12 protein-coding genes are annotated in these 14,911 nt (G+C 64.5%); 3 read left to right on the plus strand and 9 right to left on the minus strand.

Annotated features, from left to right (window positions below):
- Position 1: 1 nt before the first annotated feature.
- Positions 2-1,030, minus strand: a complete 1,029-nt coding sequence (locus GSH16_RS04340; protein ID WP_160852265.1) for an AraC family transcriptional regulator — start codon at positions 1,028-1,030, stop codon at positions 2-4.
- A gap of 213 nt (positions 1,031-1,243) precedes the next feature.
- Here GSH16_RS04340 and GSH16_RS04345 point away from each other — a divergent pair, with 213 nt between their 5' ends.
- On the plus strand, positions 1,244-1,747 hold the full coding sequence (locus GSH16_RS04345; protein WP_160852267.1) for a L,D-transpeptidase family protein: 504 nt from the start codon (positions 1,244-1,246) through the stop codon (positions 1,745-1,747).
- A gap of 74 nt (positions 1,748-1,821) precedes the next feature.
- On the opposite strand, the gene GSH16_RS04350 is transcribed toward GSH16_RS04345, so the two are convergent.
- Positions 1,822-2,298, minus strand: coding sequence for a CAP domain-containing protein (locus GSH16_RS04350; protein WP_160852269.1), 477 nt, complete (start codon positions 2,296-2,298; stop codon positions 1,822-1,824).
- Positions 2,299-2,466: 168 nt separating this feature from the next.
- Between GSH16_RS04350 and GSH16_RS04355 the strand changes: the two genes are divergently transcribed.
- Entirely contained in the window at positions 2,467-3,051 is a 585-nt protein-coding gene (locus GSH16_RS04355; RefSeq protein ID WP_160852271.1) for a L,D-transpeptidase, read from the plus strand.
- Between the two features lie 250 nt (positions 3,052-3,301).
- Positions 3,302-3,514, plus strand: coding sequence for a hypothetical protein (locus tag GSH16_RS04360; RefSeq protein ID WP_160852273.1), 213 nt, complete (start codon positions 3,302-3,304; stop codon positions 3,512-3,514).
- Between the two features lie 187 nt (positions 3,515-3,701).
- On the opposite strand, the gene GSH16_RS04365 is transcribed toward GSH16_RS04360, so the two are convergent.
- The 7 genes from GSH16_RS04365 to gltB form a co-directional block, all read right to left on the minus strand.
- Entirely contained in the window at positions 3,702-4,415 is a 714-nt protein-coding gene (locus tag GSH16_RS04365; protein ID WP_160852275.1) for a YjbF family lipoprotein, read from the minus strand.
- Positions 4,412-6,562: a YjbH domain-containing protein gene (locus GSH16_RS04370; protein ID WP_160852277.1), complete on the minus strand. Its 2,151-nt coding sequence runs from the start codon at positions 6,560-6,562 to the stop codon at positions 4,412-4,414. The genes GSH16_RS04365 and GSH16_RS04370 overlap by 4 nt, the downstream gene beginning before the upstream one ends.
- Before the next feature lie 186 nt (positions 6,563-6,748).
- On the minus strand, positions 6,749-7,615 hold the full coding sequence (locus GSH16_RS04375) for an SDR family oxidoreductase (RefSeq protein ID WP_160852279.1): 867 nt from the start codon (positions 7,613-7,615) through the stop codon (positions 6,749-6,751).
- Positions 7,612-8,667 (minus strand): tRNA epoxyqueuosine(34) reductase QueG, encoded by a 1,056-nt coding sequence (gene queG, locus GSH16_RS04380; protein WP_160852281.1) that lies wholly within the window; start codon positions 8,665-8,667, stop codon positions 7,612-7,614. The genes GSH16_RS04375 and queG overlap by 4 nt, the downstream gene beginning before the upstream one ends.
- Position 8,668: 1 nt before the next feature.
- Entirely contained in the window at positions 8,669-9,334 is a 666-nt protein-coding gene (gene fzlA / locus GSH16_RS04385) for an FtsZ-binding protein FzlA (protein ID WP_160852283.1), read from the minus strand.
- A 55-nt stretch (positions 9,335-9,389) separates the two neighbouring features.
- On the minus strand, positions 9,390-10,166 hold the full coding sequence (gene mtgA / locus GSH16_RS04390) for a monofunctional biosynthetic peptidoglycan transglycosylase (protein ID WP_160852285.1): 777 nt from the start codon (positions 10,164-10,166) through the stop codon (positions 9,390-9,392).
- 164 nt (positions 10,167-10,330) lie between these two features.
- Positions 10,331-14,863: a glutamate synthase large subunit gene (gltB, locus tag GSH16_RS04395; protein WP_160852287.1), complete on the minus strand. Its 4,533-nt coding sequence runs from the start codon at positions 14,861-14,863 to the stop codon at positions 10,331-10,333.
- Positions 14,864-14,911: the final 48 nt, after the last annotated feature.

The following is a 14,911-nucleotide window of genomic DNA, read 5'->3' on the forward strand; positions in this document are numbered from 1 at the left end:
CCTATCCGGTTTCGGCCAGTTCGCGCCGCCATTGGCCGGGCGTGCTGCCCGACCAGCGGCGGAAGGCGGATGTGAAGCTCGCCTGATCGGTATAGCCGACGAGAAAGGCCGTTTCCGCCAGCGAGAAACCGGGATCGGTGAGATAGCGCCGCGCGAGCGCGTAGCGCAGCTCTTCGACGATGCTGCGGAAACTGAGACCCAGCGCCGTGAGCCGGCGGGACAGGGTGCGGCGGCTCATGCCGAGGTCGGCCGCGACCGTATCCGCATCGAGCAGCTTGTCGGGCAGGGCGGCCACCAGCCGCGCCTCGACCTCGGAGCGCAGGTCGGGCTGGTCGCGGCGGCGTTCGGCCAGAAGCGTTTCGCCATGGGCGATCAGGATGTCGCAGAGCGACGGATCGTATGACCGGATCGGGGTGGACAGGGTGTCGGGCCGGAACCGCATCTCGACCTGTCCGGCTGAAAAGCGCACCGGACAGCCGGCTATCCGCTCGATCTCGGCCACACCGGTCCGGCGGTCATGGCGGAAGGTGATTTCTGTCGGGCGGATCGGCTGTCCGGTGATCCGGCGCATCATGGCCAGCACAAGGAAGACCTGAAACTCCCGATGGTGCCGCGCCAGCGACAGAAGGCCGTTGATCACGTCGAGGCGCACGATCTCCTCGTCACCCGCCACGACGAGCGTGACCTTGGTCGACTTGTCGACGATACGGGAAAAGCGCGAGGCCTGCCGGATGCCGCTGCGCAGGTCCTGCGAATATTTCAGCACATAGCCCGGCAATTCCAGCTGGTCGAACGGCATCTGCGAGGCGTTGACCGCAAAGATCGGATCGCTCGTCCGCCGCGCGACACTTTCGAAATAGGCGATTTCCTTTTGCAACGGGATGGCGAGCGGCTCATCGAGTTGCGCTTCCTCGGGCGACAGGTCGGCATCCAGAAGGGCGGCTTCGTGCACGGCACCCTGTCCCTCGCGGCGCAGGTAAGCCGCGACATGAAGCAGCCATTTGTTGGTGACGCGAATGTCGGCCTGCATGCACTTCCCCCAAGGCTTCCGCGTCAGAATACGGGCTGGTTTGCGCCTGTCCAGCGCAACGGGCCGGGGCCGCTTTGGCGCTGATGCTGAAAATGTGAACGGTTTCGGGGCCGGCGCGGGGTCCTGCCGGCTTGAGAAAGGGCGCGGATTCTGGCATTTTCTTGCCCACAAAGGCGGATCAACCGCCATGCGTTTATTGAGTGAGAGCAGGACATGAGCAGGTTCCGTATATCCATCGTTCTGAGCGCACTTGCGCTCGTCATCCTTGCAGGCTGTGCCCAGCGCGTGCCGCCCATGTCGCGCAATCCCGCCGACATGGTGCTGATCCGCAAGACCGAGCGCGAGCTTCTTCTGGTGCGCGACGGTGTGGCCTTCAAGAAGTACAAGATGCATCTGGGCTTCACACCCGAGGGGCACAAGGAAGCGCGCGGCGACGGGCGCACGCCGGAGGGCAGCTACATCATCGACCGCCGCAATCCCAATTCGGCCTACTGGCTGAGCCTCGGCATTTCCTATCCCAACGAAATGGACGTGGCGCGGGCGGCATCCAAGGGCGTCAATCCGGGCGGGGACATTTTCATCCACGGAGGTCCGAACCGTCGCGCGGACCGCGACCGGTCGGACTGGACGGCCGGATGTATCGCCGTCAGCGACCGGCAGATCCGGGAAATCTGGTCTTATGTTCCGGTCGGCACACCGGTCTTCATCCAGCCCTGACGCCGGCGAAAGATGAGACAAAAAGAAAAGGGGCCGCACGGGGCCCCTTTTTGCTGCGGTGATGGAAGGGGCGGTCAGCCGCCCACCATCATCACCCACCAGATCTTGCCGTTGCTTTCCTGGAACCAGCTGAAGCCCATCGCATTGCCGGCCGGGTCCATGATGATGTTGCGCGTGGTGCTCGTCGCCATCCAACTTTCCAGAAGCGTCAGCACCGCGTCGGAGCTCTCGGAGATCACCTCGCCCCGGATGAGGCCCGGATAGCCGGCCCGGGTTGCACGGTCCTGCGGCGAGGTGCGGTCCGATCCGAAGTGCCAGGCCCGCTGCTGCACCGACATGTCGCGCGCATGGGTCGCCGCAGCGGCATTGAGCGCCGCGGAATAGGTGAGCGGCGTCAGCCCGGAAGCCGAGCGCAGCGCGTTCACACTGTCCTGCATCTTGATGCGGATCGAATCGGTCTGCGCACCGGAAATCATGCCGCCACCCGTGCCGCTGGCACAGGCAGAGAGGATCAATGCGGACGCGATGAGAAAGGCTCGAATCAAAAACATACCGTCACCCGAAATCCTTTATTTTCTTGGGGTCTAGCCTGTTGCTGGCGGAAACACAAACCCCGCGCGGGGATTTCCGCCGGTTCCGTGCAACCTGCGTGACAATTGCCACAAGGGGGGCTGCAACCTAAGATGGCGCCTTTACTGCCGTATTGGGGGGACAGGATCATGGTCCATGACACCGACACCCGGACCGCAGTCAGCCGCCGCAATTTTCTGCGGACCGGAGCGGCTCTGGCAATCGCAACGCAAATCGCCCTGCCGACAGGCGCACAGGCCCAGTCGGCCGGAACCATCCGAAGGCGGATCTCGGGCTTTTCCACCCACAGGTGGCAGAATCACTTCAGCTCGATCGGCAGCGGCAAAATTCTGGTCGATACCCAGACCCGATCACTCCACTATTGGGCGCCGGGTTTCTACAAGATCTACCCAACAAGCGTGCCGCTGTCCGAGTCCCTGACGAAGCGCGGCCGGACCTCGGTCGTGCAGAAACGCGTCGGGCCGGACTGGCGGCCGACCGCCAACATGTTGCGTCGGGATCCGACGCTGCCCCGCTATGTCGGGCCCGGTCCGGACAATCCGCTCGGGACGCATGCGCTCTATCTCGGATGGACCTATTACCGGATCCACGGAACCAACGACACGCGCAAGATCGGGCGGCAATCGTCGAACGGCTGTATCGGGCTCTATAACGAGGATATTGCCGACCTGTTCGGGCGCGTTGGAGTCGGCACACAGGTGCGCGTCATCTGAAGAGGCCGGAGGCAGGGGAGCAGATGCAGGGCTGTGGAAAAACCGATGCAAAAAAATCACGCTCTGGCCCAAAACCGGGCAAAATGCGCCAAAATCGGGACCTTAGAGGGCGGTTTGGCGTTTTCTGTCGAAGCCGGTTCTTGCGTGAAACGCGTTTCCGTGCTTTAGAATTTGATGCGTAGGCAAACTTGATCGACCCGCGACCGTCTATTTTTTGGCTGTCGATGTCACAAGAAAACAGGAGATTGAGATGAAGAAAATCGTTCTGACCTCTGCAGCCGCTCTGGTTGCTACCTCTGCTCTGGCAGGCAACATGACCTTCGAAGAGCCGATGGAAGAAGTGGTTGTTGTTGAAGAGCCGGCAGGTTCGTCCGCTGGTTCCTGGGGCTGGGTTATCCCGGTTCTCGCACTGGCCGCTGTGGCCTATGCCGTGACCCAGAACAACGACGACGACGACTCCTAAGTCGTTCGACTCACTGAATAGAAGAACCCGGGCTGTACCGCAGCCCGGGTTTTTTTGTGCCTGCATGTCAGGCACCTGCGCGCCGGCATCCACAAGAGGCACATGAACGGGCAGAGCGCAGGCAAAGAAAATGCCCGGCACGACAGGGTCGTCCGGGCATCTGGTTCGGCAGTGAGGCCGCTCCGGGTCAGCGCGACCCGGTATAGGGCTCCAGAATATCCACATCGAGCGGCGGAAGCCGCCAGCCGATCCACTGGCGCGACCGCCAGACGCTGCCGCGCCCGTCCACGAAATAGGTGTTCTGGAAGGTGATCTCCTCGCCCTCGCAGGTCTCGATGAAGCGCACGGTGGAGTAGCTGCGCTCCACGATCGTGATCTCGCCCTGATCCATCGCCTCGAAGGAACAGTCGACGCGCACGCGCCGCCCCGCCGGTCCGACGCCGGGGAACTCATATTCGCGTTCGATCTTCTGCGCTTCCCACTGGCCCGGCGGCATCTGCCCCTTGACCGGATCGTTCTTCGACGATGTGGCCGACATGAGGTCATGCCCGATGCCGCGCGTGCCGGTGACCCAGCCGCCGTTGAGCGTGACGCTCTGCTGGAACTTCGACACATGGGTCAGATAAGGCCCGTTCTTGGCCGAGGCCAGCATGATGTTGAAGCCTTCCTCCTCGCCGACCCGGATACGGATCATGGCGAGGCCCGAAGCTTCGATGCTGGCCCGCGTCAGACGCTGGCCTCGGGGCTGGCCGCCGCCACCCCCTTCGCCGCCACCCTCGCCGCGGATGCCCGTGGCCTCCAGAAGTGCGCCACCGACGGCCGAATAGACCGGATCGACGCGGCCGCCGCTTGAACAGGCGGCAAGCGCCAGCAGAGAGATCGCTGTTGCGAGATACCTCATTGCCAGAACCCTCCCCAGCCCTGTTTCAGATCGCCGGCCTCATATTCCCGCACGATCCCGTAGAGATTGTTCGGTGTCCGCAGCCGGGCGCCCGCATCGCGATCCTGCGAATTGAGCGTTGCGCCGATGGTCGAGCGGCTCTCGAACGGCAAGGTCCAGCCGAGCGGGATACGCACCCTGATCCCCTTGTCGAACCCGTCGCGGCCAAATTCTTCCTTCGACGCCTCGGTCTTGGTGAAGAAGGCACCAACCTCCCAGCCGTTGATGAAGCGGCGCGACACGGAAATGGTCGCACCCCAATCCTCGGCCAGATAGCGGCCCACATCGACGCGCGTCTGGATGCCATAGAAATCCGGATCCCAGTAGAAGCTGGCGAAGCCGGTGATCGTGTCATAATCGTTGAAGCCGAGCTTGGAGTAATAGTCGCGTTCCCGCGCATAGGCGATCTCGGCGCCGATGCCCCAGTTCTGGCTGACCGGTTTCCACAGGACCTCCCCCGCGATGCCACCATAGCCGCGTTCCAGATAGCCGCCGGTGACGCTGCCGTAGATGGCCGGTGCGAGTTTGAACACATAGTCGCCGGTCAACCGGTCAAGCGACGGGCCGGCCTGCGCACGGTAGAGGAAGCTGTTGGAGCGGACCGGATAGAGATTGTCCTCCGGCCGGGCATCCGGCGGGTTGTCGAGCGTCCCGAAGACACGCTGCGACGCCTGGCCCGCGATGGAGAAGCCCTGAGCGATATTGACCCGGGCGCGGCCGGTGAGGACCACATCGTAGCGGACCGGTTCGTCCCCGAAGCCGAATTGCAGCGGAATGCGCGGGTTGAACGACCAGCGGAAGCGCGGATAGTCGCGCGGATCCCAGATATCGTCGCCCTTGAGGGTCTTGCCATCTTCAAGAACCGTTGTCTCCCAGCTCTTGATCCCCGCATTGGGCGTATCGACCTGCGCCTCGAGGTCACTGCGCTTGATGACAGCCGTCGTGATCGGCACGTCATTGTCGACCATGGTGATCCGAAAGGTTTCGACCGACGGCGGCATGCCGATAGCCATGAGCCGGGCAGCGCGGCCGATGGCTTCGGAATGGTTGCGCAACCGGCCATTGGCGATCTGGATTTCCGCCTCGCGGGCGCCGATGTCACCCTTCACGATGGCGATCTGCTGCGACCGCGCGGCCTCCGACAGGGCTTTCATCAACCGTTCCTGCGACTTCGGGTTCTGCGCCCAGTCGGTCTGGTTGACGGCCTTGGGGTTCCGGCGGTTGATCGGCGGCGGGCCGGCACCGAAATCCTGAAGCGTTACCGGATCATTTGGATTGCCCGACAGGGTCAGCCGCAGGCCGACCGCGCTGCCATACATATAGTAGGCGCCGAGCGCGAACCGGTTGCCCGGCTGGTATTCTATCCCGACATTGAAGGGGGATTTACGCTCGAAGTCGCTATAGAGCTGCTCCTGCGTATAGGCGTCCGACGAATATTCGGCCTTCACGTTGAGGCCCGCGACAGGCGTCCGCCATTCGACGCCGCCGAAGAAGGCCGCATCGCCACGGAAGAGCGTGTCCCAGCGGACGCTGCCCGACGAGCCGTCATTGACCGGACGATCATTTGCGTTGGGGAAGATCAGCCCGATCGGATTGTCGAACCCGTTGAGCGACCCGAGCCGCCCCCAGCCGAGGCCGCCGGTGACCTTCAGCGAGTCGGTCACATGTTTGGTCGCCACGACAAATTCCGACCCGTAGACGCTTTCGCCGATGAAGTCGCGCAAGCCCACGGACATGGCCGGCCGCCATCCCTGACGGTCCTCTTCCAAAAATTGCCATTTCAGATCGAAGCCGGGCCGGAAGGTCTGCGACCCGTTGGGGTTCCACTCTTCAACCTGCGTGTAGCGGAAGGTGGTTTCCAGATTGGGGATCGCCTGAAAGTTCAGCGTCGCCCGGCGGGTGTTCGAAAATCCCGAAAAGGACCAGCTGGTCTCGAAATCGGGCTGCACCTCGGCCGAGGGCATGTCGATCAGACCCGTATTGCCCATCAGGGAGAGAGAGTTTCGGACGCCGGTCAGACTGTTCTGCGCAACCGCCGTGCCGGCCAGAAGGCTGGCGGTCGTCAGGAACGCCACCCGCAACGCGGATTTTCGTCTCATATGGTTCATGCCCCTGTCCCGGCTGTTCTCGCCGGGCTCCTGCCTGTTTCCCCAAGCCGGGCCGCGCCTGCTCTGCGCCCGGTCGAATGTTATCCGCTCATTTGGCATCGCGATGCGCGCCGGGGCAAGCGACTTGTCCGTGATCGGCGCGATCTGTCCCAGTTTCGCGACAGTCGGAGCCGTTTTGCCACGGTTTCAGCCGTCTGGAGCGGCTTTCAGGAGCGCGGCCAGCCCCGTCCGGTAGCCCGGATAGCGCAGGGTCACGCCGAGCTCCTCTTTCAGAAGACGGTTCGAAACCCGTTTGGATTCCGCATAGAAGCTGCGCGCCATGGGGGACATCTCCGCCGCCTCGAACCGCTCTTCGGGCGGCAGCGGGCAGCCAAGAAGCCGCGCGGCCTCCGCGATCACATCCTGCGGCGGCGCGGGATCGTCGTCACACAGGTTATAGATCGCACCCGGTCGCGGCCGGTCGATGGAGGCCGCGAGCGCCTGGGCGATATCCTCCACATGGATGCGGCTGAACACCTGGCCCGGCTTCACGATCCGCCGCGCCGTGCCCGCGCGCACCTTGGCAAACGGGCCGCGGCCCGGACCGTAGATGCCGGCCAGCCGGAAGATATGGAGCGGCAGCCCGCTTTGAGCGGCGAGCGCCTGCCAGCCGGCTTCTGCGTCCTGCCGCCAGCGCCCGCGCCGGGTGGAGGGGCGCAGGTCCGACCCTTCGTCGACCCAACCGCCATCGCGGTCGCCATAGACGCCCGTTGTGGACAGGTAGCCGACCCATTCGAGGCGTGGCGCGCGGGCTGCAATCGCGTCGCCCAATGCGCCGAGCACCGGATCACCCGCTTCGGTCGGCGCGGCCGACAGAAGCAGATGCGTGGCGCCGTCGAGATGCGCGCCCATGTCACTGCCCGGCCAGATGACCGGCGCAACGCCCCGCGACCGCAGCGTGGCAGCTTTCTCCGCCGACCGGGTCGTGCCGGTGACCTGCCAGCCCCGCCCGAGCAGGATCCGGTCGAGCGCCTGCGCGGAATAGCCGTGGCCGAACGAGAGGAGATGGCTCATGCATCCCCCCCGAGGCGGTCCATGGCCCATCGCGCAGCGTCGGCCACCACCGGGTCGGGATCGTCGCACAGCGGGCGGACAGCGCGGCGCATCGCAGGATCGCCGGAATTGCCCAACGCGTAGAGCACGTTGCGCACGAACCGGTTGCGCCCGATCCGCTTGATCGGCGAGCCGCGAAACACCTGCCGGAAGCCCGCATCGTCGAGCGCGACCAGATGGGTCAGTTTCGGGCGGGTCAGTTCCACCCGCGCCCAGTAGCCGGCCTCCTGCGCGGTTTCCGCAAACTTGTTCCACGGGCACACGGCCAGACAATCGTCGCAGCCGTAGATCCGGTTGCCGAGCAGGGGGCGCAGGTCGGGATCGACCGGACCATCATGCTCGATCGTGAGATAGGAAATACATTTGCGCGCATCGAGCCGGTAGGGTGCGGGAAATGCATCCGTCGGGCAGATGTCGAGGCAGCGGCGGCAGCTGCCGCAATGGTCGACCTCCGCCGCGTCGACGGGCAACTCGACCGTCGTGAACACCGCGCCGAGGAAAAACCAGCTGCCGAGCGACCGGCTCACGAGATTGGTATGCTTGCCCTGCCAGCCAAGGCCAGCCGCCGCGCCGAGCGGCTTTTCCATCACCGGTGCCGTGTCGACAAAGACTTTGATCGCAGCCCCGTCAGCCTCCCCTTGCGCCAGAAGCCAGCGCCCGAGCCGCTTCAGCCGTTTCTTGACCAGATCATGATAGTCGCGATTGCGCGCATAGACCGAGATATTGCCCCGCTCGGGCATATCGAGCAGCGTCAGCGGGTCCTCGTCGGGCGTATAGGTTTCCGCCAGCATGATGACCGAGCGCGCTTCGGGCCAGAGCGCCGCCGGATCGCCGCGCCAGCCCATCCGCTCTTCCATCCAGCCCATCTGGCCGTGATATCCGGCCTCGACAAAGCCTTTCAGCCGACCGGCCGCCTGCGGGATCGCGTCGGGACGGCAGATGCCCATGTCGGTGAAGCCCAGCGCCAGCGCTTCGTCGCGGATGCGATCGGCCAGTGTCGGCTGGCCCGCCATCTCAGAAATCCAGATCCGCGTAATGGGCGGGTGGCGGGAAGCCCGGAACCAGATCGGCAAGCAGTGTGCGGAAGGCGGGGCGCGACTTGATCTTGGAATACCAGTCCTTCATCGCGGGCGACCGCGCCCAGTCCACATCGTTGATATAGTCGAGTGCGGACAGCTGCGCCGCGGCGGCGAAATCGGCGATGCTCATCTCGTCGCCCGCCAGCCAACGGCGCTGGTCCATCAGCCAGCCGATATAATCGATGTGATATTTGATGTTCTTCGCCCCGGCCTTGATTGCCGCACTGTCGGGATAGCCCGACTTGGCAATCCGCTTGTTGACCCGCTCGTAGAGCAGGTTCTTCGTCACCTCATGGTGGAACTTGTCGTCGAACCATGCGGCCAGCCGGCGCGCCTCGGCCCGGTCGGCGGGGTTGCGCGGCAGGAGCGGCGGCGCGGGATATTTCTCGTCCAGATACTCGCAGATGGCGGAACTGTCGGCCAGCGTCAGCCCGTCGAGCCGCAGCATCGGGATCTGCCCCGACGGGTTCAGGCGCAGATAATCCATGCGCTTTTCCCACGGGCGTTCCTCGACCAGTTCAACCTCGATCTTCTTTTCCGCCAGAACAAGGCGCACCTTGCGGCAGAAGGGGGAGAGCGGCATGTGGTAGAGGCGGCGCATGGGCAGGTCCGATCCGGGGTTGAGACCCCCTTAATGCCTACGCCCGCAGGGCTTTTCAACCGGATGTGTCGGGGATGCGCAAACAGTCGCCACGCGGATCGACTCGCAGGGTTTCCGCCCCTGCGGCGATCTGGCGGGCGCGCCGGCTGATGAAATCGGTCGGGCGGCTTGCGGAGCGCGCCTTGGGGGCCGGGAGGATCGCGACGAGCAGGCTGGCCTGCCGCAGGCTGAGTTGGTCCGCGCTGACACCGAAATAATGCTGCGCAGCGGCCTCCACGCCGAACACACCCGCGTCGAATTCGGCCACGTTGAGATAGACCTCCATGATCCGCGCTTTCGGCCAGAAGAGCTCGATCAAACCGGTGAATCCGGCTTCCAGCCCCTTGCGCAGCCATGACCGGTCGGGCCAGAGGAAAACATTCTTCGCCGTCTGCTGGCTGATCGTCGAGCCGCCGCGCAAGCGACGCTCATCGGCCAGTGCCGCGCGGATCGCGGCCACGTCAAACCCGTGATGGGTGCAGAAATTGGCATCCTCTCCGGCGGCTGCGGCAAGGGGCAGCCAAGGCGTCATCTCGTCCAGACTGCGCCAGCTTTTCTCCAGCCGGTCATGCTCCAGATAGTCGCGCACCATCAGATATGTGACGGGCGGGTTGATCCAGCGCAGCGCCAGCACGATCAGGAACACCGCCAGCGCGACACGGAAAAGCCAGATCCGCAGGCACCGCAACAGCCCGCGCCAGCCGCGCCGCGCCCGCAATTGCCGGATGCGCTTGCGGCGGCGCTGCACGACCTTGCGATGCGTGCGGGACGGGGCTTTCTTGGCGCGGCCCATGGGCGGTTCGGGATCTCCGGTCACTGATCGGTGGAAGGGAAACGCGGGGGAGCGGTGGGCAAGGCGGTCAGGTTAGCGCCTGAACCGCTGGCCGCAATCGCCCCAACGACAGTGGCCGCGCAGCGATGCCGCGCGGCCACAATGTCCCAGGTCCGGAGCCAAGATCAGGCGCTGGCCTGCGCTTCTTCCTGCGTGATCTGCACCGGCAGGCGATGGAGCATCTCCTTCGGGCAAATCTGGCGGAAGGCCGGCAGTTCCTCCTCCCAGTGGCGCAGGATCTCCCGCGCCTTGGGCGAGCCGGTTTCCTCATAATGGGCCTCGACCAGCGCTTTCAGCCGCTCGGCCCAATGATCTACGGTGACCGGCACGTCAACCAGCGTTTCGGGGTTCATATATTCCGACAGCTTCCCGTCTGGGTCGTAGATGAAGGCCATGCCGCCGGTCATGCCGGCGCCGAAATTCTCACCCACGGAGCCGAGGATCACCGCCGTGCCGCCGGTCATATATTCGCAACCGTTGGAGCCGCAGCCCTCGATCACGACCTCCGCGCCCGAGTTGCGCACGGCGAAACGCTCGCCTGCGCGGCCATTGGCAAAGAGCCGGCCCGCGGTTGCACCGTAGAGCACCGTATTGCCGATGATCGTATTCTCATGCGGGATGAGCGGGCTGCCGAGCGGCGGACGCACGACGATGGTCGCCCCCGACAGGCCCTTGCCGACATAGTCGTTGGCATCGCCCGAGACCTCGATCTTCAGCCCCGGCGCGCCGAAAGCGCCCAGCGACTGGCCGGCGGAGCCTTCGAGCTTCACCGTCAGATGATCCGGCTGCAGGTCGTTGCGCATCCCGAACCGCTTGACGATATGGCTCGACACGCGGGTGCCGACGGTGCGCAGCGTGTTCTGGGTCGCATAGCTCAGCTGCATTTTCTCCCCGTCGGAGAAGAACGGTCCGGCATCCTTGACGATCTGCGCGTCGAGCGTGTCGGGCACATGCTGGCGGTCGCGAGCGCGGTCGTAGACCGTGGCCGTGCCTTCATCGACAGAGACCAGAAGCGGGTTCAGATCGAGATCGTCGAGATGGGCCGACCCGCGGCTCACCTGCGTCAGCAGGTCGGCGCGGCCGATCACCTCGTCAAGCGACCGCGCACCGATCGAGGCGAGCACCTCGCGCACTTCCTGCGCATAGAAGGTGATGAGATTGACGACCTTGTCCGCCGTGCCGGTGAACTTGGCGCGCAGACGCGGGTCCTGCACACAAACGCCCACAGGGCAGGTGTTCGACTGGCACTGGCGCACCATGATGCAGCCCATCGCGATGAGCGCGGCGGTGCCGATACCATATTCCTCGGCCCCCATCATCGCGGCGATCACGATGTCACGCCCGGTGCGCAGCCCGCCATCGGTGCGCAGCGTCACGCGGTCCCGCAGGTTGTTGATCGACAGCACCTGATGCGCCTCGGTGATGCCCATTTCCCAGGGCAGGCCCGCATATTTGATCGAGGTCGCGGGCGATGCACCGGTGCCGCCATTGTGGCCCGAGATCAGGATCACATCGGCCTTGGCCTTGGCGACACCCGCGGCAATCGTGCCGACACCCGACTGGGCGACGAGCTTCACGCAGACCTTGGCGCGCGGGTTGATCTGCTTCAGATCGTAGATCAGCTGCGCCAGATCCTCGATCGAGTAGATATCATGGTGCGGCGGCGGCGAGATCAGCGTCACGCCCTGCGTCGAATGGCGCAGCCGCGCGATCAGTTCGGTCACCTTGATGCCGGGCAACTGGCCGCCCTCGCCGGGCTTGGCGCCCTGGGCCACTTTGATTTCCAGTTCCTCGCACTGGTTGAGATATTCGGCCGTGACGCCGAACCGGCCGGAGGCCACCTGCTTGATCTTGGCGGACGGGTTGTCGCCGTTGCTTTCCGGCGTGAAATGCGCCGGATCCTCGCCGCCTTCGCCGCTGTCGGACTTGGCGCCGATCCGGTTCATCGCCACGTTCAGCGTCTTGTGCGCCTCGGGCGACAGGGCGCCGAGGCTCATGCCCGGGGTCACGAACCGTTTGCGGATCGCGGTGATGCTTTCCACTTCCTCGATCGGAATCGGCTTCGCGGCCGGTTTGAAATCGAGCAGGTCGCGCAGGTGGATGGGCGGGTTGGCCCGCATCGCTGCGGAATATTGTTTCCACAGATCGAAGCTCGCACGGTCACAGGCCGATTGCAGGATATGCATGGTCTGCGCTTCCCAGGCGTGGGTTTCGCCCGACTTGCGCGCCTTGTAGAGCCCGCCGATCGGCAGCACGTCCTGGCCGCCTTTCCAGCCGCGTGCATGGACCGCGCGCGCCTGCTTCTGGATACCTGCGACGCCGATCCCCGAGATCCGGCTGACCATGCCGGGGAAATATTCCGCGACCATCGCGCGGCTGAGGCCCACGGCCTCGAAGTTCAGACCGCCGCGATAGGAGGAAATGACCGAGATGCCCATCTTGGCCATGATCTTCAGAAGGCCCTGGTTGATCGCCTCGCGGTAGCGCGCGGTGGCTTCGTCGAGCGACATGTCGAGCAGGCCGCGCTCGATCCGGTCGGCGAGCGAATCCTGTGCCAGATAGGCGTTGACCGTCGTCGCGCCGGAACCAACCAGCACGGCAAAATAATGCGGGTCGATACATTCCGCCGACTGCACGTTGAGCGAGCAGAAGGTCCGCAGCCCCTTGCGCGTCAGCCAGCTGTGCACGGCCGAGGTGGCAAGGATCATCGGGATCGCGACGCGGTCCTCGTTCTGGCCCTTGTCGGTCAGGATCAGGTGGCCGGCCCCGGCGCGCACGGCTTCTTCTGCCGCTGCGCGCAGACCGTCCAGCGCCTCGCGCAGCTCCGAAGAACTGCCATCGGCGGGGAAGGTGCAGTCGAGCACCTCGGCGCTCTCACCGAAATAGTCCTGCATCGCCTTGAAGCCGGCGTTCGACACGAACGGGCTGTCGAGCGTCAGGATCTCCGTCTGTGAACTGTCCTGATCGAGCACGTTCTTCAGGTTGCCGAAACGCGTCTTCAGGCTCATCACGCGATATTCGCGCAGGCTGTCGATCGGCGGGTTGGTCACCTGGCTGAAATTCTGCCGGAAGTAATGGCTGAGCGGCCGGTAACGGTTCGACAGGACGGCCGCGGGCGTGTCGTCGCCCATCGACGCGATCGCCTCTTTTGCATCCTCGGCCATCGGGTGAAGGATCACCTCCAGCTCTTCGATGGAATAGCCGGCGGCCAGCTGGCGGCGGCGCAATTCGGCGCCCGAAAACTCCGCCAGTTCCTCTTTCTCGGCCATGGTTTCTTCGAGATCGGTGATCGACGCCACCCAGTCGGAGAAGGGCAGGGAGGCCGCGAGCGAATCCTTCAACTCGCCATCGCGCCAGATCCGGCCCTCTACCATGTCGACGGCAAGCATCTGGCCCGGGCCGAGTGCGCCCTTCTCGCGCACGCCCATCTCGTCCACCGGAACCATGCCGGTTTCCGAGCCGGCAATCACGAGCCCATCGCCGGTCACCACATAGCGCATCGGGCGCAGACCGTTCCGGTCGAGCCCCGCGCAAACCCAGCGCCCGTCGGTCATAGCCAGCGCCGCCGGGCCGTCCCACGGCTCCATGACCGAGTTGCAATAGGAATACATGTCCCGCCATGCTTTCGGCATGGAGGTCTCGCTGTGCGACCAGCTCTCGGGCACCAGCATGGTCTTCACCATCGGCGCGGTCCGGCCGGCGCGCACCATCACCTCGAAGACACTGTCGAGCGCAGCACTGTCGGACGAGCCGTTGGCCACGATCGGCTTGATGTCTTCGGCCAGGTCGCCGAACGTCCCCGAGGCCATGCGGATCTCGTGGCTCTTCATCCAGTTCAAGTTGCCCTTCAGCGTGTTGATCTCGCCATTATGGGCAAGCATCCGGAAGGGCTGGGCCAGCCACCATTGCGGGAATGTGTTGGTCGAGTAGCGCTGATGGTAGATCGCGAAGGCGGAGACGAAGCGCTCGTCTTCCAGATCGGGATAGAAGACCGACACCTGCTCGGCCAGCATCATGCCCTTGTAGATGACCGACCGGCAGGACAGCGAACAGACATAGAGCCCGTTGATCTGCGCCTGTCCGGCGGCCTTCTCGATCCGGCGGCGGATGACATAAAGCTCGCGCTCGAACGTTTCCTCGTCGACGCCCTTGGAGTTGGCAATCAGGATCTGCTCGATCTCGGGGCGGGTGGCGGCGGCCTTCACGCCCAGCACGGTCGTGTTCACCGGCACATGGCGCCAGCCATAGATATAGTAGCCCATCCGCAGCACTTCGGATTCGACGATCGTGCGGCAGCGTTCCTGTGCGCCGAAATCAGCACGCGGTAGGAAGACCATGCCGACGGCAAGCATTTCTTCGCCCGGCTCATGGCCGGTGCGGCGGACCTGATCCTTGAAGAAGTCGACAGGGATCTGGACATGGATGCCCGCGCCATCGCCGGTCTTGCCGTCGGCATCGACCGCGCCGCGATGCCAGATTGCACGCAACGCGTTGATCCCGTTCTCCACCACCTGACGGCGCGGCTTGCCATCCTCGGCCACCACGAAACCGACGCCGCAAGAGGAATGTTCATCTTCCTGCCGGTACATGCCGATTTCGGCGAGTTTTGCCCGTTCGGCCTCGTGGCGCAGCGCCCAGTCGCGATCGAATTTGGTCATGTTCTACCCTCTTGTTCCGAGCGCCGTGCCGCCTCCGGCGACGCGCCC

The organism is Oceanomicrobium pacificus (assembly GCF_009833495.1).
Classification (GTDB): Bacteria; Pseudomonadota; Alphaproteobacteria; order Rhodobacterales; family Rhodobacteraceae; genus Oceanomicrobium; species Oceanomicrobium pacificus.

What these genes read in the sequence shown, in the direction of transcription:
- GSH16_RS04340 (WP_160852265.1), bottom strand. Translation starts at nt 1,030, where the DNA reads ATGCAGGCCGACATTCGCGTCACCAACAAATGGCTGCTTCATGTCGCG.
- GSH16_RS04345 (WP_160852267.1), top strand. Translation starts at nt 1,244, where the DNA reads ATGAGCAGGTTCCGTATATCCATCGTTCTGAGCGCACTTGCGCTCGTC.
- GSH16_RS04350 (WP_160852269.1), bottom strand. Translation starts at nt 2,298, where the DNA reads ATGTTTTTGATTCGAGCCTTTCTCATCGCGTCCGCATTGATCCTCTCT.
- GSH16_RS04355 (WP_160852271.1), top strand. Translation starts at nt 2,467, where the DNA reads ATGGTCCATGACACCGACACCCGGACCGCAGTCAGCCGCCGCAATTTT.
- GSH16_RS04360 (WP_160852273.1), top strand. Translation starts at nt 3,302, where the DNA reads ATGAAGAAAATCGTTCTGACCTCTGCAGCCGCTCTGGTTGCTACCTCT.
- GSH16_RS04365 (WP_160852275.1), bottom strand. Translation starts at nt 4,415, where the DNA reads ATGAGGTATCTCGCAACAGCGATCTCTCTGCTGGCGCTTGCCGCCTGT.
- GSH16_RS04370 (WP_160852277.1), bottom strand. Translation starts at nt 6,562, where the DNA reads ATGAACCATATGAGACGAAAATCCGCGTTGCGGGTGGCGTTCCTGACG.
- GSH16_RS04375 (WP_160852279.1), bottom strand. Translation starts at nt 7,615, where the DNA reads ATGAGCCATCTCCTCTCGTTCGGCCACGGCTATTCCGCGCAGGCGCTC.
- queG (WP_160852281.1), bottom strand. Translation starts at nt 8,667, where the DNA reads ATGGCGGGCCAGCCGACACTGGCCGATCGCATCCGCGACGAAGCGCTG.
- fzlA (WP_160852283.1), bottom strand. Translation starts at nt 9,334, where the DNA reads ATGCGCCGCCTCTACCACATGCCGCTCTCCCCCTTCTGCCGCAAGGTG.
- mtgA (WP_160852285.1), bottom strand. Translation starts at nt 10,166, where the DNA reads ATGGGCCGCGCCAAGAAAGCCCCGTCCCGCACGCATCGCAAGGTCGTG.
- gltB (WP_160852287.1), bottom strand. Translation starts at nt 14,863, where the DNA reads ATGACCAAATTCGATCGCGACTGGGCGCTGCGCCACGAGGCCGAACGG.